This window comes from Acinetobacter sp. 12966, from assembly GCF_031196995.1.
In the GTDB taxonomy this organism is placed as follows: Bacteria; Pseudomonadota; Gammaproteobacteria; order Pseudomonadales; family Moraxellaceae; genus Acinetobacter; species Acinetobacter geminorum.
Genome location: NZ_JAVIMC010000027.1, coordinates 1 through 15013, shown reverse-complemented (window position 1 = coordinate 15013; position 15013 = coordinate 1). Strand labels below are relative to the sequence as shown.

At 38.2% G+C, this 15013-nt stretch carries 20 protein-coding genes and 2 tRNA genes; 10 read left to right on the top strand and 12 right to left on the bottom strand.

What is annotated here, in order from left to right:
- Positions 1–36: 36 nt before the first annotated feature.
- From RFW85_RS05490 to RFW85_RS05475, 4 genes are all read right to left on the bottom strand, one after another.
- A complete protein-coding gene (locus tag RFW85_RS05490) occupies positions 37–444 on the bottom strand; it encodes an OsmC family protein (protein ID WP_046813010.1) in 408 nt (135 codons plus the stop codon).
- Positions 441–1388 carry a pirin family protein gene (locus RFW85_RS05485; RefSeq protein WP_309171227.1) on the bottom strand — a complete coding sequence of 316 codons (948 nt, stop codon included), beginning with the start codon at positions 1386–1388 and terminating at the stop codon, positions 441–443. The genes RFW85_RS05490 and RFW85_RS05485 overlap by 4 nt, the downstream gene beginning before the upstream one ends.
- Before the next feature lie 158 nt (positions 1389–1546).
- Positions 1547–1852 (bottom strand): DUF3861 domain-containing protein, encoded by a 306-nt coding sequence (locus RFW85_RS05480; RefSeq protein WP_069036560.1) that lies wholly within the window; start codon positions 1850–1852, stop codon positions 1547–1549.
- 60 nt (positions 1853–1912) lie between these two features.
- The gene (locus RFW85_RS05475; protein ID WP_069036561.1) at positions 1913–2419 is read right to left on the bottom strand and encodes a PadR family transcriptional regulator; all 507 of its coding nucleotides are present in this window, start codon (positions 2417–2419) and stop codon (positions 1913–1915) included.
- 270 nt (positions 2420–2689) lie between these two features.
- On the opposite strand from RFW85_RS05475, the gene RFW85_RS05470 reads away from it, so the two are divergent.
- Positions 2690–3187: a GNAT family N-acetyltransferase gene (locus RFW85_RS05470; RefSeq protein ID WP_069036562.1), complete on the top strand. Its 498-nt coding sequence runs from the start codon at positions 2690–2692 to the stop codon at positions 3185–3187.
- Positions 3188–3243: 56 nt separating this feature from the next.
- Here RFW85_RS05470 and guaA read toward each other — a convergent pair whose 3' ends face one another.
- The gene (gene guaA, locus RFW85_RS05465) at positions 3244–4812 is read right to left on the bottom strand and encodes a glutamine-hydrolyzing GMP synthase (RefSeq protein WP_002114136.1); all 1569 of its coding nucleotides are present in this window, start codon (positions 4810–4812) and stop codon (positions 3244–3246) included.
- 385 nt (positions 4813–5197) lie between these two features.
- On the opposite strand from guaA, the gene RFW85_RS05460 reads away from it, so the two are divergent.
- Positions 5198–6415: a DUF445 family protein gene (locus RFW85_RS05460; protein WP_309171235.1), complete on the top strand. Its 1218-nt coding sequence runs from the start codon at positions 5198–5200 to the stop codon at positions 6413–6415.
- A 63-nt stretch (positions 6416–6478) separates the two neighbouring features.
- Here RFW85_RS05460 and RFW85_RS05455 read toward each other — a convergent pair whose 3' ends face one another.
- Entirely contained in the window at positions 6479–6916 is a 438-nt protein-coding gene (locus RFW85_RS05455) for a DoxX family protein (RefSeq protein WP_002114126.1), read from the bottom strand.
- A gap of 194 nt (positions 6917–7110) precedes the next feature.
- Here RFW85_RS05455 and RFW85_RS05450 point away from each other — a divergent pair, with 194 nt between their 5' ends.
- The gene (locus RFW85_RS05450) at positions 7111–7752 is read left to right on the top strand and encodes a DedA family protein (RefSeq protein ID WP_069036563.1); all 642 of its coding nucleotides are present in this window, start codon (positions 7111–7113) and stop codon (positions 7750–7752) included.
- Between the two features lie 7 nt (positions 7753–7759).
- Here the strand turns inward: RFW85_RS05450 and RFW85_RS05445 are convergent, their stop codons facing one another.
- The 5 genes from RFW85_RS05445 to RFW85_RS05425 form a co-directional block, all read right to left on the bottom strand.
- Positions 7760–8350, bottom strand: a complete 591-nt coding sequence (locus tag RFW85_RS05445; RefSeq protein ID WP_069036564.1) for a LysE family translocator — start codon at positions 8348–8350, stop codon at positions 7760–7762.
- Positions 8351–8564: 214 nt separating this feature from the next.
- The gene (locus RFW85_RS05440; protein ID WP_069036565.1) at positions 8565–8951 is read right to left on the bottom strand and encodes a hypothetical protein; all 387 of its coding nucleotides are present in this window, start codon (positions 8949–8951) and stop codon (positions 8565–8567) included.
- A 10-nt stretch (positions 8952–8961) separates the two neighbouring features.
- On the bottom strand, positions 8962–9804 hold the full coding sequence (locus RFW85_RS05435; RefSeq protein ID WP_005071966.1) for a ParA family protein: 843 nt from the start codon (positions 9802–9804) through the stop codon (positions 8962–8964).
- Positions 9805–9880: 76 nt separating this feature from the next.
- Positions 9881–10273, bottom strand: coding sequence for a SirB2 family protein (locus RFW85_RS05430; protein ID WP_005071964.1), 393 nt, complete (start codon positions 10271–10273; stop codon positions 9881–9883).
- A gap of 11 nt (positions 10274–10284) precedes the next feature.
- The gene (locus RFW85_RS05425) at positions 10285–10593 is read right to left on the bottom strand and encodes a BolA family transcriptional regulator (RefSeq protein ID WP_002114074.1); all 309 of its coding nucleotides are present in this window, start codon (positions 10591–10593) and stop codon (positions 10285–10287) included.
- A 230-nt stretch (positions 10594–10823) separates the two neighbouring features.
- On the opposite strand from RFW85_RS05425, the gene RFW85_RS05420 reads away from it, so the two are divergent.
- A tRNA-Gly gene (locus RFW85_RS05420) sits at positions 10824–10899 on the top strand.
- A gap of 45 nt (positions 10900–10944) precedes the next feature.
- Positions 10945–11020 (top strand) — tRNA-Gly (locus RFW85_RS05415).
- A 447-nt stretch (positions 11021–11467) separates the two neighbouring features.
- On the opposite strand, the gene RFW85_RS05410 is transcribed toward RFW85_RS05415, so the two are convergent.
- Positions 11468–11677: a helix-turn-helix transcriptional regulator gene (locus tag RFW85_RS05410; RefSeq protein ID WP_017396932.1), complete on the bottom strand. Its 210-nt coding sequence runs from the start codon at positions 11675–11677 to the stop codon at positions 11468–11470.
- 110 nt (positions 11678–11787) lie between these two features.
- On the opposite strand from RFW85_RS05410, the gene RFW85_RS05405 reads away from it, so the two are divergent.
- From RFW85_RS05405 to RFW85_RS05385, 5 genes are all read left to right on the top strand, one after another.
- Positions 11788–12003 carry a hypothetical protein gene (locus RFW85_RS05405; RefSeq protein WP_004684369.1) on the top strand — a complete coding sequence of 72 codons (216 nt, stop codon included), beginning with the start codon at positions 11788–11790 and terminating at the stop codon, positions 12001–12003.
- Positions 12004–12016: 13 nt separating this feature from the next.
- Positions 12017–13198 (top strand): Arm DNA-binding domain-containing protein, encoded by a 1182-nt coding sequence (locus tag RFW85_RS05400; RefSeq protein WP_004684368.1) that lies wholly within the window; start codon positions 12017–12019, stop codon positions 13196–13198.
- Complete coding sequence (locus RFW85_RS05395) at positions 13191–13439, top strand: hypothetical protein (RefSeq protein WP_004684367.1); 249 nt, start codon at positions 13191–13193, stop codon at positions 13437–13439. Before RFW85_RS05400 ends, RFW85_RS05395 begins: the two co-directional genes overlap by 8 nt.
- Positions 13440–13508: 69 nt before the next feature.
- Complete coding sequence (locus RFW85_RS05390; protein WP_119686928.1) at positions 13509–14099, top strand: DUF1376 domain-containing protein; 591 nt, start codon at positions 13509–13511, stop codon at positions 14097–14099.
- A 10-nt stretch (positions 14100–14109) separates the two neighbouring features.
- The gene (locus tag RFW85_RS05385) at positions 14110–14856 is read left to right on the top strand and encodes an ATP-binding protein (protein ID WP_068534509.1); all 747 of its coding nucleotides are present in this window, start codon (positions 14110–14112) and stop codon (positions 14854–14856) included.
- The last annotated feature ends 157 nt before the right edge of the window (positions 14857–15013 follow it).

The following is a 15013-nucleotide window of genomic DNA, read 5'->3' as shown; positions in this document are numbered from 1 at the left end:
GGATATAAAATCATCCACCTCAACAAAATAGCATTTTTACGCTGTAACAAGCACAGTATGAATGTCTAAACTACGTAACAAAGTTTTAGTGACTGGGGTTTTACCGCATACCGCTAAGATTTTTTGTTGAAGCTCTTCGTTTGGCAAGTCTTTAAAAACAATACGACGTTCTATATGTTCTTCATGCTCTCTATTGGTATGAAAATCAATTTCAACCGAAAACTCACCAAAATCATAACCCTTATGCTTTGCATACATTCTTAAAGTAATGAGCGTACACGCTGCTAAACTCCCAGTAAGCAAATCATATGGTGCTGGGCCTTGATCTTGCCCCTCCAACTTCTCTGGCTCATCACAAAAATATTGATGGCGACCACTGGTGATTTCGCCCTTCCATTGTTCAGTAAGGGGCTTTGCTTTACTGCTTGCGATTACTGCTGTCATTTTGATGCTCTCATTTGATCTGGAAGAACAGGGGCTTCTAAACGTGCACCAACATAATCTGGAATCTCACCAAAACGTGCATCATGGTTAATCCATTGCTCACGGGCTTCTTTTAAATCATCCATTGTACGTGCAACAAAATTCCACCATAGTAAAATTGGAGTTTCAAACGGTTCACCACCAACTAACAGCACACGGTTCCCTTTCTTTACTTCAATTTCGATCTCACTAAGACCCGTATCTAATACCACCATGTTGTCAGCCGTTAACTCATGACCATTCACATGGGCAACACCATCTAATGCCATAAAACCATATTCAAACTCAGGATTTAATGGAATGCGGGTTTTAGTATCTTGGGTAGCAATTAAGTCAACACCCACTAATGGCGTATGTACCGAGACTGGAGAAGTAGTTGCCAAATATTCACCCACAAGCACGGTAAATTCTAGACCGTCTTTCTCAACCACAGGCAGTTCAGGATAATGTTCAAATTTCGGATCCATGTTGCGCTTATCATCTGGCAAAGCAATCCAGAGCTGAGCAGCGTGCATTTGAGTTTCTGTATCAGGTGCAACTTCTGTATGCGAAATTCCGTGTCCCGCTGTCATCAAATTAACTTGCTTAGGACGAATTAGTTGTTTTGAGCCTAAGCTATCGGTATGCATCATGGTGCCTTCAATCATCCACGTGAAGGTTTGTAAACCAATGTGAGGATGAGGACCAACATCTAAACCATCACCCGCAGGGAAGGTCACTGGGCCGGCATGATCCAAGAAACACCACGCACCAATCATTCGTTTTTGTCGGCTAGGTAAAGCCCGCTTAATGACTGTCCCCTGTCCAATTTCAGCAGAGCGAATTGGAAACTCCTGAATAAACTGATTGGCAAATTTCTCGCAATCCTTTGAATCAGAAATATCGTAATCATTATTATTGCTCATGATATTACTCTCTTTTACCTATGCTTTTGCAATGAGTTGTTATATTGATCTTAACAATACATTCATTATTCAATATAGTCTTTTAGTAATACACAGGGTGCTATGAATGAGACAATCCATTTTTTAATTATAGAAAAATAAAAGCTGCACTGAGCAGCTTAAGTTGATTGAGTTTTAACGAGTTGTTTTAGGTTTTTCATAAATTGACCAAATTGTGGGAGAAACTCTTGAAATAGTGGATGGTCTCGATTTTCTAACATGACTTCACTAGATAACTTCAAGCCAACACCAAAAGATTTTGTTGTTTCATCATCAAAAAAATCTGCTTTTTTTAAGCGCTCGACAATTTCAAAAATATCGTCATGATTTCCCGTATAGAATTCAAGACGTTCAGTATAGGTAGAGGCCTCTCCTTTCGCATTTTTTAAGTGTTGAACCGTGACATGATATTGATGTTGTTTCATATAAAAATTCTCTCTTAAAAATTAATAACTTTGAATAATTTCAATTTGCTTAAGGTCGACTTATAGGCGCCCAATCGCAACCGCAGCTTGGTCAATTTTTTCGGCAATTTGAAAAATCTGCTCTTGTTGGAAACCAGCAGAGTTCAACTTCAAACGTAAGGCTGTTTTTAGGTTTTCCATTGCACGATGAATTTCAATTAATTCATCATTACTGTGGATTTCTCGTCTTAAGCGTAGTTTTTCTAATAGTTCGTTCAATTTGTCTTGTTGTTCAGTTAAGTAAGCTTTCCCAAATTCCGTGATTTGATATTGCTTACGCTCAACATCTAGCAAATTAATTAAATTCATTTCTTCAAGGCTAGTTAACGTTGGATAAATTGTTCCTGCACTTGGCGTATAGCCATCGCCCACCAAATCACTTATTTCTTTAATAATTTCATAACCATGTTTTGGGCTTTGCTGAATGAGATGAAGCACTAAAAGTTTCATGCGTCCAGCTTCAAAAAGTCTTCCACGGCGTCCCGAACGATGATGTTCAGCATGATGCTGTTCTGATTGTTGTTTCATCTTTTAAGACCCCAAATGATCAATTTATAACTATTAAGATATATCTTAATATATCTTTTATCAAGTAAAAGTAATAAGAGTTGATCTATTGCTTTGATAGTTATCAAAATTAATTTTGAGCTTTAAAAGCTAAGTAATAAAAAAGAGTGCTCAAGCATCTTACTAGCTAGTTTTCTGAGAAAAAGTTTAAGCTGACGAAAGAAAATAATATTTAGGATGAATTTCTTATAAAATGTAATATGTTAATTTTTCTCTTTAATCATAAATAATATGCACTTGTGTTATTTAAGCGATTTAACATTAGCAGATGCCTCTAATTTAGTTAGACTTTATACAAATGATACGACTAGAAAGTATTTAGGCGGCCCATTGGAAGTATCTTTAGCTCAAACACGAGCACATGCTGATATTAATACTCCAAGTAAATTACCTATTTGGGCAATTCGATCTTCTACTAATCATAATTTTTTAGGAATTATATCTCTGGATACCCATCATGACGGCTCAGATATCGAAGTATCATATGAATTGCTGCCGGAATATATGGGATATGGATATGCAACTCAAGCACTTGAATTTGTTTTAAATTATTCATTTAATGAATTAAATCTTAAGAAAGTAATAGCCGAGACTCAAACACAGAACAAAGCATCTATCAAATTGCTAGAACGTGTTGGAATGATTTTTGGCAAATCAGTAGAACGTTTTGGTTCAAATCAAAGTATTTTTTTTATTACTAGTCACCAGTATATCGATAAACATAAATAATATTTTTATCAATAAACATAAAAAAAGGCAGGATTTAATCCTGCCTTTTCATTTGATTATTCCCACTCAATCGTTGCTGGTGGTTTAGATGACACGTCGTATACAACACGTGATACATCTTTAATTTCATTCATAATACGCGTTGAGATTTTATCAACCAATTCGTATGGTAAATGTGCAAAACGAGCTGTCATAAAGTCAACCGTTTCAACTGCACGAAGCGCAATTACCCATGCATAACGACGACCATCACCTACTACACCAACTGACTTAACAGGTTGGAATACGGCAAAAGCTTGAGCAGTTTTATCATACCAACCACTGTCACGAAGCTCTTGCATGAAGATGTCATCAGCAAGACGAAGAATATCTGCATATTCTTTTTTCACTTCACCCAAAATACGGACACCTAAACCAGGGCCCGGGAATGGATGACGGTAAATCATGCTATGTGGCAAGCCAAGTGTAGTACCTAATTTACGAACTTCGTCTTTGAACAAGTCGCGTAAAGGTTCTACCAATTCAAATGCTAAATCTTCTGGTAAACCACCCACGTTATGGTGTGATTTAATTACATGTGCTTTACCTTGTTTGCTTGCAGCAGATTCGATTACGTCTGGGTAAATCGTACCTTGTGCCAAGAATTTCACACCATCAAGTTTACGTGCTTCTTCAGCAAATACTTCAATAAACTCACGGCCAATGATTTTACGTTTTTTCTCTGGATCAACTTCACCAGCCAATGCAGTTAAGAAACGTTGTTCAGCATCTGCACGAATAACACGGATACCCATGTTTTCAGCAAACATTTGCATCACTTGATCGCCTTCGTTTAAGCGAAGTAAACCATTATCAACAAATACACATGTTAACTGGTCGCCAATTGCTTTATGTAAAAGAGCAGCAACGACAGATGAATCAACACCACCAGAAAGGCCTAAAAGAACTTTTTCATTACCGATTTGTTCACGTAATTGTTCTACACGTAAATCAATAATGTGTTCAGGTGTCCAAAGACCACCACATCCACAAATTTTATGAACGAAGTTCGCAAGTAACTCTTCACCTTTTGCCGTGTGTGTTACTTCTGGGTGGAATTGCACGCCATAGAAACGACGTGCTTCATCACTTACAGCAGCAACTGGACAACTTGGTGTGCTTGCAGTAATCGTAAAGCCTTCTGGAATTTGGCTAACTTTATCGCCATGACTCATCCAAACATGAAGTTGGTTTTCACGGTCTTGTAAGTTGCCAATCAGTTGGTCGCGTTTAACGATATCAACTTCGGCATAACCAAACTCATGCACAGTACCAGGCTCAACTTTACCGCCTAACTGTTCAGACATGGTTTGCAAGCCATAGCAAATACCCAATACTGGAACGCCTAACTCAAACACCACTTGTGGTGCACGAGGGCTGCCTTCTTCATGCACACTCTCAGGTCCACCTGACAAAATAATGCCATTTGGCTTAAAAGCGCGAATGTCTTCTTCAGACATATCAAAAGCATACATTTCAGAGTAAACACCAGCTTCACGCACACGACGTGCAATGAGCTGACTATATTGAGAGCCGAAATCCAAAATCAGGATACGATCTTCAGTAATTTGAGTATTGGTAGTCATGACAAACCACTAAATGGCAAAAGAATTAAGCGCGCCATTTTAACATTTTTCGCGCTTCGACGCACCGCAAATCATCATATATCTTATTTTTTTCATATCAGAATCATTTCTATAATTGAATTGTTTGATATAAATCAAAATTTACTTATATTTATCAACTGTATGGGTTACGCTTAAAAACTCCATGTGTATTGATAAATTCATCACATTCTATGCAACATCGTCTTGGATTTGATGTTAAGATGAGCCGATAAAACAGGCATTACCATGGAAAGGTAAATACCATAAGCGATATTTGTCTGTGCTTAAACAATTATCCATTTTTATGGCTTGTTGCCCCCTATCAAAATCAATAGAAATCTAAGGAACAACAATGCTTCAAACTATGATTGCAGATTTCCAGCAACATTTTTGGTTGTATGTCTCTATTCCTTTTATGAGTGGTTTAATTGGCTATATCACCAAGGTGGTTGCCATCCAGATGATGTTTTCACCACTTGAATTTAAAGGTATTAAACCATTTTTGGGTTGGCAAGGCATTGTGCCTCGCAAGGCCGAGAAAATGGCAACCATTGCTGTTGAACTCATGACAGCAAAGCTGATTAAACCTGAAGAAATTTTTGCACGCCTAGATCCTAAACGTATTGCCAAAGAAATAGAAAAACCTCTACTTGCAGCGGCTGAAGATATTACCCGTGACGTTGCTCAAGAGTATCAGCCCGGTTTATGGGAAGGCATGCCAGAATTTGCTCGCCAAAGACTCATCCGTCGTGTGCAATCCAAAGCACCCGAAATCGTTGAACACATCATGAGCGAAGTACAGCGTGATGTGAATCGATACTTTGATATTAAACATCTGGTTATCAGCAACTTGCTTAAAGATAAACGTTTACTCAACAATATTTTTAAACGTGTAGGGAAACAAGAATTTAAATTTTTCAGTAATGTGGGTTTCGTATTTGGCTTCGGTATCGGTGTGATTCAGATGCTGTGCTGGATTGTCACTCAAGGAAAATATCCTTGGATGCTACCTTTGTTTGGTGGTTTTGTGGGTTTCTTCAGTGACTGGATTGCACTGCAAATGATGTTTAGACCACTTTATCCTAAAAAGATATTGGGTTACACATGGCAAGGCCTGTTTATTAAACGTCAAAATGAAGTTGCAGCTGACTATGCAGCTTTAATTTCTAAACAGCTTTTAACTTCACGTCACATGATGGAAGAGTTATTTTCGGGTACACATTCAGCACGTGTTATTGATCTGGTTAACCGCCATATCAAACAAGAAATTGATATGCAAGCTGGGGTTATTCGTCCGTTAGTTGTATATGCAATTGGCGGAGAAAAATATCAGAATATGAAATCACAAGTTGCTGAACGTATTATGCAACAGCTTCCAGAGACGATGAAATATGTAGAGTCTTATGCAGAAGATGCAATGAATATTCGTAGCACACTCATTGAACGTATGCAAAAATTAACACCTTCTGAATTTGAAGGGATGTTACGTCCTGCATTTAAAGAAGATGAGTGGGCCTTGATTGCAGTCGGCGCAGTTCTTGGTTTCGTGGTTGGGGAATTGCAAATCCAATTTATGCTTTAATTTTTAAATAAAGAAATAAAAAACCGGATGAATTGCTCATCCGGTTTTCTTTTGTCTTATATCTTATTTTTCGATTGCATGATCCAGACTAATACGGCCAGCACCATGAAGCATTAGGAAGAATAAACCACCTGCCATTGCTAAGTTTTTCATAAAATGGATGCCATTATTGTATTGTGCTGCTGCGTCAGCCCCACCTTGGTGGAACAAGAATGCAGTTAAAATACTAAAGATACCAAGACCAAAAGCTGCAAAGCGTGCTTGGAAACCAAATAACAAGGCTAAACCACCACCAAACTCAACCAAGATAACTAATGGAAGAATTCCACCTGGTACACCCATTGCTTCCATATATCCTGCAGTTGCTGCATAACCGGTAATTTTCCCCCAACCAGCAACAAGGAAGATATAAGCCATAAGAAGACGAGCAATAAGGCTAATAAAACTGTCCGCGCCTGATTGCGTTACGATATTTTTGACCACTACATTTGGATTAAACATTTTGCCACCTTTATTTAAATGCTTATTTATTGATGAGCTCATTCTAGGTTTGGGACATTGATAATTAAATACTCAAAATCCATATGTATCGTTGCACAAACAGGATGATCAATTTGTATATTTTTGATGTTTTATACTGACTTTCTATAGGCTCACTGCTAGGATTTGAGCACGGTTTACCACTTAATCATCTCATGGAACTTCTTGATTTTATTCTACACGTTGATCAGCATCTCGCCGAGTTTATTACAAATTACGGGACGTGGATTTATGGCATTTTATTTTTAATTATCTTTGTCGAAACCGGTTTAGTGGTTATGCCGTTTTTACCGGGAGATAGTTTACTATTTGCAGCTGGTGCTTTAGCAGCATCTACAGGTGCGATGGATCCATGGTTATTGGGTGCTCTACTCTTCATTGCTGCCGTTTTAGGCGATACAGTGAACTACCATATTGGTCGTTTTATCGGGCCACGTGTATTTGAAATGAATTCACGATTCATTAATAAGCAGCATTTAATTAAAACTCAAGAATTCTTTGCTCGTCATGGTGGCAAAACAATTATTTTTGCTCGCTTTGTTCCATTTGCCCGTACTTTTGCCCCTTTTGTTGCGGGTGCTGGCAGCATGAACTATAAGTTTTTCCTAACTTATAATGTGATTGGCGCATTTTGTTGGGTCGCTTCTTTTGTTGCGTTGGGCTATCTATTTGGAAATATGCCAATCGTTAAAGACAACTTCACTCATCTTATTTTTGGCATCATTATTATTAGTGTTTTACCGGGTATCATCGGCTTTATACGTGAAAAACTAAAAAACCGAAAAACCAAGATTTGAGATTGGTTTAAAAGAAACGGAATACCACCGGAAGCATGCATAAAATGAGTAACATAGCCGATCCTTTATATAAATGATCGGCTTTTATTTTCTGTACTGGGCCCGTTAATAGTGCACGTCCAAAAATCATCCAGAAACTCGCAACAGGAATAAGAGTCAATGTAAAAACACCAAATACAATTAGACAATTTTCAGGCGAATTCCATGTTTCGGCTGGAAAAATACCTGCTGCAAAAAGTAAGGATTTCGGATTTTTTAAGGTTGAGAAGAATAATTGACGTGGGCGAATGTTACGGTGAGTTTGACTAAATTGTTGTAAATGGGTAGTTTTCCATAATCGGAATGCCATCCAGAACACATATGCCACACTTGTAATATGCAAAATGAGCAATAGCGCAGGCCAAACTGGAGCTGCCAAATGAATGAATACAGCCCAGAAGCTAATGCCATAAGCATAGCCTAACCATTCCATTGGAATAAGCCAAAAAGCTTTAGATAAACCTTGAGAATGAGCTGCGGTTGCAAGTAAAGCATTTGTCGGCCCCGGAATGAGCAAAACAGCCAACATTGCTAATACAAAAAACCAACTCTCAATCATAAAGTTTCCATAATATCCAAGATGGGGCCACCTTAAACGAAATAGGCAAAATATAGCAAGTTTATGAGGCTTATTGATTACAAAAAATACAGGATTTTAGAAGCTTAAAAACTAATAACTAATTTATTTATATTGATTTTATTATGAAACATTTTGCTAAACTTTATTCATCACAACATGCCTTAATTAGCATATTGTGATGCAAAGTTGACTATTAATTGGTCTTTTTACGAACAATAATTGGACAGCTCTTAAACTGAGCAGCCTGAACAATTGCTTCTTGTTGGCCTAAAACACGTGAAAGTTCAGTATTTTTCGTTGAAGAAGACTGTCCCATATTTACAGAAATAGATGGACCGAATCCCCAACCACCTCGTCCCCAGCCACCACCGAGTCCAAGACCAACACCCATACCTGTACTTTTTGGAGTTTGCACGCCATTGTCGATATATTGCTGAATACGGTTATATTCACTTTGTAGCTGTTGGCAGCTCAAAGATTGATATTGTGTTGGAGACACATAAGTCGGTTTTACCGTTGTAGCACAAGCGCCAAGAAGTAAAGTGGCTGCCACTAAAGGCGCAATATATAAGCCTTTCATCATTTTTCTCTTATCGTTTTGGCTCAATCTCACCAAACAATGTCTCATACGCTTGAGTCAATTTATGTTCGGGTGCCAAATGGGCCAAAGGTAAATTTTTCTGATGCGATTCTTTCATCAAAATTGAAGGCGGTAACATGCTATTGAGTACAGGCAACCCTTCATCTTTTAACTGCTGAACCACTTCCCGAGGTAATTTTGCTTGGGATTGGAATTGATTCACCACAATTCCTTCAATTTCCAAGCGATCATTATGATCATCTTGCGTTTCGAGAACATTTTCAATCAATGTTTGTAACGCACGCTTTGAAAAAACATCACAGTCGAAAGGAATAAGTACTTTATCTGCCGCAATCAGAGCAGAGAGAGTAAAAAAGTTAAATGCTGGTGGTGTGTCTATATAGATACGGTCATATCGTCCGACTAAGTTTTGAATCGAATCACGTAATTTATAAATTTTATGTTTACTTTCAAGCGCATGTTCAAGCGCGCCCAGTGTCGGACTTGCTGGAAGCACATCTAATTTTGCAAAAGGAGTTGAATGAACAAAACTGTCGAGATCTTTATTTCTTGGAGCTTTTAAAATTGAACCTAATGCATTACCGATTAGACCTTTTTGTTGATTGTTGCCCAACACATCATCAAAGAAATTTTCGATATTTGGCTCTAAAATTGATTTTTCAGCAGAATAGGTTGCTTCATCACCTAAAAGATACTGACTAGAATTGGCTTGAGGATCAAGATCGATCACCAATGTTCTTAAGCCATGTTTGGCACTAATTGCAGCCAAATTTACAGTAATACTTGATTTCCCTACACCGCCTTTTTGGTTAAACACCACACGAGTTAACATGTTTCCCTCTGCATATTATTTTACTGTACGCAGTTTAACCTAGAGCTTAATCAAAAAGGCAAAGAATGTAGAACAATTAAGCAAAAACAGGTTTCACAATCACTAAGATAATAATAGCAATAAATGCAATCGCACTAATGACCAAACCTGCACGGCGCTGTGCCAATAAAAGAGTGTCATCTTTTTTAAAGGCTTTCATCAGGGAAGATAACAACACTAAAAATAGAATAATTTTAGCGTAAAACCACGGTTGTACTTGAAAGTCTTTCATGACTAACAAAATTGCACCCGTAATGAAAACTACGGTAAATGACAAATGTTGTAAGGCAACTAATACTTTACGCCCTGCTGGATTGGGTTGTTCACCTTGAACACCTATAAACAGAGTTGAAGCGCGTAAAACGAAGACCATAAGTGCGGCAGCCACCGCAGTCATATGAATAATTTTAGTGAGTAAATGTGCATCCATGAAATTAACCCTTAGCTTTTAGGTGCATGTGCACATTCTGGGCTAGCAGGTGCTTGACCTTGCCACTCACTTGGCAAATAAGCATGAATCGCTAAAGCATGAATTTGGCCCGGATTCATCAAATCAGAAGCTAACGCGTATACTTTTTGATGACGTTGAACCAAACGCAATCCATTAAATTCGTCGCTCACTATAATCACTTTAAAATGAGATTCCTTACCTGGAAAATAACCACCGTGCCCGGCAGACTCATTGATCACTTCCAAATGGCTAGGTGCAAGTGTTTGTAACCGTTCAATCAACTGTTGTTCAAGGCTCATAGCTTTTCCTTTTACGATTATTCGTATATTTGAACCTAGTATACCTTGTCTACACACAAACAAAAGTTGCTCTTGTATGCTTTGACTTCAAACAAAATGTCTATTTATTCGGCAACTTAACAATAGAAATACCGCTAAATGCTCATTTCTGTTTTTATTTTATGCAATCAGCATAATTATTTGCATAAAGTTGTTGACCCTTGTTTTGCTTAATGTATTATAAGCGGCACGCGGGAATAGCTCAGTTGGTAGAGCATAACCTTGCCAAGGTTGGGGTCGCGAGTTCGAGTCTCGTTTCCCGCTCCAAATTGGTTTTTTTTGAGAAAGTTTTAGTAAAAACTGCTTATATATGCGGGAATAGCTCAGTTGGTAGAGCATAACCTTGCCAAGGTTGGGGTCGCGAGTTCGAGTCTCGTTTCCCGCTCCAAATTCAGAAAGCCCTCATCGAAAGATGGGGGCTTTTTTATTGTTGATTTTATTAGATTTTTTAAAACAAGAAAGATTTTTAGACTGCTTTCAAATAACGTCTATCCCAACGTCTTCAATTTGCAGGTGACCATAAGTGACCAAAAAGTGCCTTCAATAAATCAAAAAGATAAGAACCCCTTTCTAAAACTGCTTAAAAAATTATTCCATCGAAAATTTCTATGTCATTAGACTTCTATTATTTTCAATTCAATATTTTTACAAGATCAAATAGGATCGTGACCAAATTTGGTCACGCAATAAAAATATCGACAAATACTAATCATTTCTAGTTTCAAAAACTCTGCCCAAAGAGCCAGATTTAACGACTGTTCTCACAATTAAAAATACTTCAAAAAAGGAAGGTGACCAAATTTGGTCACCTTATTTTTATTAATATTTCATTAACTTAGTCTTCATCAGCTTGTAATTTTAGAAGCTCCCCTACTTCTACATTTAGCAATAAGCAGAGCTTTTCAATAGTTTCAAAATCAATACGCGTCGATTGACCATTATAGAGTTTATGCAGAGTAGTTTTACTCATCCCTGTTTCACGCGCAACATCCGCAACCTTCATTCTGCGCTCAGCTAATAAGACTGGTAAATTGCAAACTATCATTAATTACCACCATTGTGTAATAAAGTACTTGCATGATGTATTAAATGCTTATAGTATTGCATTGTGATCTTAAATAACATCATTGTGATACTTTTTAAAAGGATATACATATGAACTTCACGTATCTTACTACAAAAGAACTGTCGGAACGAATTCATTACAACGAGCGTACTATCCGAAATCAACTCAAAGATAGTGTTTTACTCGAAGGCGTTCATTACATTCGCCCATTTGGTGGACGCAAAATTCTTTTTGTTTGGGAACGTATTGAGGAAGACATGACTAAAACCTCGTTCGGTTCTCTACATAGCCTACAACTACAATAGGAGTTTCAAGCCAATGGCTTCAATCCGTACTAGATACGGCAAGCTTACAATCGATTTTCGGTACTTAAATAAGCGTTGCCGTGAAACAACTGCAATGGAGGACACACCTAACAATCGCAAAAAACTTGAAAAAGCGATTGAACGTATGGAAGCTGAAATGCTCTTAGGTGTATTTGATTATGCAAAATATTTTCCCAAAAGTGCTCGACTGGCAGAAATTAAAGCTGCTGAAAACCAAATCAATGCAGTGAGTTCTAAAGCACCTGTTTTTTCTAAGTACTGTGAAATATGGGTTGCTGATAAAGAAATAGAATGGCGTAGCAGCTACGCAGAAAAAATTAGGATTGTTATTCGAAAATATTTAACTCCATATTTCGGAACAATTTCTGTTATTAACATCAAAAAGTCAGACATCCTTGGATTCCGTTCATCCCTCGCCAAAGTGACATACGGAAATAACCAAGAATGCCTTTCACCATCACGAATCAACCAGATTATGACAGTACTTCGTATGATACTAGATAGCGCATCCGAACGATATGATTTTGATAGCCCTTACAAAAACATAAAAAGTTTGAAAGAAGGTCGGATTGAAGTCACGCCTTTCTCTCTTGAAGAAGTTCAGCGAATTATTACATCTGTTCGTGACGACTTTAAACCTTATTACACCATCCGCTTTTTTACGGGTATGCGCACCAGTGAAATCGATGGCCTTCAATGGAAAAATATCGACTTGCAACGTCGTGAGATCCATATCCGTGAAGCGTTAGTGAATGGTGTTCTTGGTGGAACCAAAACGTATGGTTCTGACCGCACGATCCAGATGAATGACCGGGTGTACCAAGCCTTTCTGCAACAGAAAAGCCTCAACAACGGAAAATCGGACTTCGTCTTCTGCAACCGTGATGGTGGTCCTCTAGACTACCGTTTAGTTAATAAGCGTGTATGGCACCCTATCCTGCGTTTTTTAGGATTAACGCCTCGTCGTGCTTATCAAACACGTCACACAGCTGCCACACTTTGGTTATCTGCGGGTGAAAATCCTGAATGGATTGCACGTCAGCTAGGTCATTCGACCACTGAAATGCTGTTCCGTGTTTACAGCCGCTATATTCCCAATGTTACGCGTCGCGATGGCAGTGCATTTGAAGCCATGCTGGAAAGACTAAATACAGAGGAGCTTGCACATGAATAGTAAAGCTTTCTTTGGTGGTGTAGTCGTTAGCCCAGAAGCAGATATGGTCGCGCGTGAACTCATTCATGAGTTACACATTCCCAAACTGCACAATCTGGCCTTTTTGCTGGAAATCAATAAATGCTTCGATGATCACCAGGCGTTGAGACTTTGGCTACAGCGAATGCTGGATGATGGACAAGCCCATTACGACGACCTGGCCCAACAGGCTCGCCTCCGGTTAATGAGCTTAGCTCCCTGATCTAATAAATATACAAGGTCGTCCAATCGATGACCTTAGCCCCTCTATACCTATAAAAAAGGTGAACACATGCATAAAGATATTTCAATTTGGATGCCACTCTATATTGGCGACTTACAGGCAAAATTTGCACGAATGACTGCAGAGCAAATCGGTGCATCACTGCTGTTAATGATGGATTTCTGGAAAAATGGAACTATTCCTCATGATTTAGCAACGGTATGCAGCATCACGAAATTACCGCAGCATACCAAGGCTAAAACTTTGTTGAATACGCTGACAGCATTGGAATTATTTGAAGTCGAATCTGAACAAATTCTTTCAAGTTTTTTAACCAGTTTAAAAAACCAAGCATTGCAAAATCAACAGATGAAATCTGATAAAGCTAAAAATGCAGCTCAAGCACGCTGGAATAAATCTGCAAGTAATGCTCAAGCATCAACTATGCAACGAAAAGTAAATGCTCAAGCAGCTCTAGAGAAGAGCCTGAGTATTACTCAAGTCATGCTTGAACCATGCCCTTCATCTTCATCTTCATCTTCATCTTCATCTTCATCTTCATCTTCATCTTCATCTTCATCTTCATCTTCATCTTCATCTTCATCTTCAAATTTTGAAGAAAAAAATGAGGATTTTTTAGAAAATTCAAAGTGGATTTAGGAGATCAGTCATGAATACCATGCTTAAAACACTCCAGTTTCACTCAGAAACAACGGAAACACTCTGTCCTACCCATCATACACCCCTGATGGAAATCGCAGGTCACAGGCTCTGTAAATTGTGTGCCAAAGAAACCGTGCATCACTCACATGCAGCCTATGAGGATGAACTGCAACAGCGATTGCTACAACAGAAAATTAAAAATTCAGGGCTCAATAAACGCTACCTGGATAGTGGCTTCAAGAATTATGTAGTTGCATGCCCTGCACAAGACAATATCATCAAGCTATGTCAGGCATTTGCACAGCAAATTATTTCTGACCACAACCCGAACATGTTGATGATTGGTACACCGGGTACAGGTAAAACCCATCTGAGTGCATCAATTATTCGCAACATTCTGCATAACAGTACAAAATCTGCACGCTACTATACCAGTGCAGAAATTGCTCAAAAAATGATGGATACTTGGTCAGATACTTCACGCTCTGAGAAAGAAGTCATCGACCATTTCTCCAGTTTTGATTTATTAGTGATTGATGAATATGGCCTGCATGACCGGCATGAAAAACGCCTGGAGATGGTACATAAGGTTTTGTATAGTCGTTATGACAACATGAAATCTACCCTTCTGATTTCCAATTTCACAGTCCAAAATATGCAGCGAGATTTAGGTATCCGATTATGGTCACGATTACATGAAAACAATTTGATTGTAGTACCGTGTTATTGGGATGATCAGCGGATAACCAAATAATACGACTCTTTACTTAAGCCAATTATCTCGCTGAAATAATTGGCTTTTATAATTAGATTTTTCAAAATTGCATTAATTGCATATTCTTATTAAATGGACAGATATTCTTATTTGAAGCTAAACACCCGTTCTTATTTGGTGGTGTTTCAAAAAGTAT

Bases quoted from the DNA above. Each gene is read 5' to 3' on its own strand.
- RFW85_RS05490 (WP_046813010.1), bottom strand. From the start codon at position 444: ATGACAGCAGTAATCGCAAGCAGTAAAGCAAAGCCCCTTACTGAACAA.
- RFW85_RS05485 (WP_309171227.1), bottom strand. From the start codon at position 1,388: ATGAGCAATAATAATGATTACGATATTTCTGATTCAAAGGATTGCGAG.
- RFW85_RS05480 (WP_069036560.1), bottom strand. From the start codon at position 1,852: ATGAAACAACATCAATATCATGTCACGGTTCAACACTTAAAAAATGCG.
- RFW85_RS05475 (WP_069036561.1), bottom strand. From the start codon at position 2,419: ATGAAACAACAATCAGAACAGCATCATGCTGAACATCATCGTTCGGGA.
- RFW85_RS05470 (WP_069036562.1), top strand. From the start codon at position 2,690: ATGCACTTGTGTTATTTAAGCGATTTAACATTAGCAGATGCCTCTAAT.
- guaA (WP_002114136.1), bottom strand. From the start codon at position 4,812: ATGACTACCAATACTCAAATTACTGAAGATCGTATCCTGATTTTGGAT.
- RFW85_RS05460 (WP_309171235.1), top strand. From the start codon at position 5,198: ATGATTGCAGATTTCCAGCAACATTTTTGGTTGTATGTCTCTATTCCT.
- RFW85_RS05455 (WP_002114126.1), bottom strand. From the start codon at position 6,916: ATGTTTAATCCAAATGTAGTGGTCAAAAATATCGTAACGCAATCAGGC.
- RFW85_RS05450 (WP_069036563.1), top strand. From the start codon at position 7,111: ATGGAACTTCTTGATTTTATTCTACACGTTGATCAGCATCTCGCCGAG.
- RFW85_RS05445 (WP_069036564.1), bottom strand. From the start codon at position 8,350: ATGATTGAGAGTTGGTTTTTTGTATTAGCAATGTTGGCTGTTTTGCTC.
- RFW85_RS05440 (WP_069036565.1), bottom strand. From the start codon at position 8,951: ATGAAAGGCTTATATATTGCGCCTTTAGTGGCAGCCACTTTACTTCTT.
- RFW85_RS05435 (WP_005071966.1), bottom strand. From the start codon at position 9,804: ATGTTAACTCGTGTGGTGTTTAACCAAAAAGGCGGTGTAGGGAAATCA.
- RFW85_RS05430 (WP_005071964.1), bottom strand. From the start codon at position 10,273: ATGGATGCACATTTACTCACTAAAATTATTCATATGACTGCGGTGGCT.
- RFW85_RS05425 (WP_002114074.1), bottom strand. From the start codon at position 10,593: ATGAGCCTTGAACAACAGTTGATTGAACGGTTACAAACACTTGCACCT.
- RFW85_RS05410 (WP_017396932.1), bottom strand. From the start codon at position 11,677: ATGATAGTTTGCAATTTACCAGTCTTATTAGCTGAGCGCAGAATGAAG.
- RFW85_RS05405 (WP_004684369.1), top strand. From the start codon at position 11,788: ATGAACTTCACGTATCTTACTACAAAAGAACTGTCGGAACGAATTCAT.
- RFW85_RS05400 (WP_004684368.1), top strand. From the start codon at position 12,017: ATGGCTTCAATCCGTACTAGATACGGCAAGCTTACAATCGATTTTCGG.
- RFW85_RS05395 (WP_004684367.1), top strand. From the start codon at position 13,191: ATGAATAGTAAAGCTTTCTTTGGTGGTGTAGTCGTTAGCCCAGAAGCA.
- RFW85_RS05390 (WP_119686928.1), top strand. From the start codon at position 13,509: ATGCATAAAGATATTTCAATTTGGATGCCACTCTATATTGGCGACTTA.
- RFW85_RS05385 (WP_068534509.1), top strand. From the start codon at position 14,110: ATGAATACCATGCTTAAAACACTCCAGTTTCACTCAGAAACAACGGAA.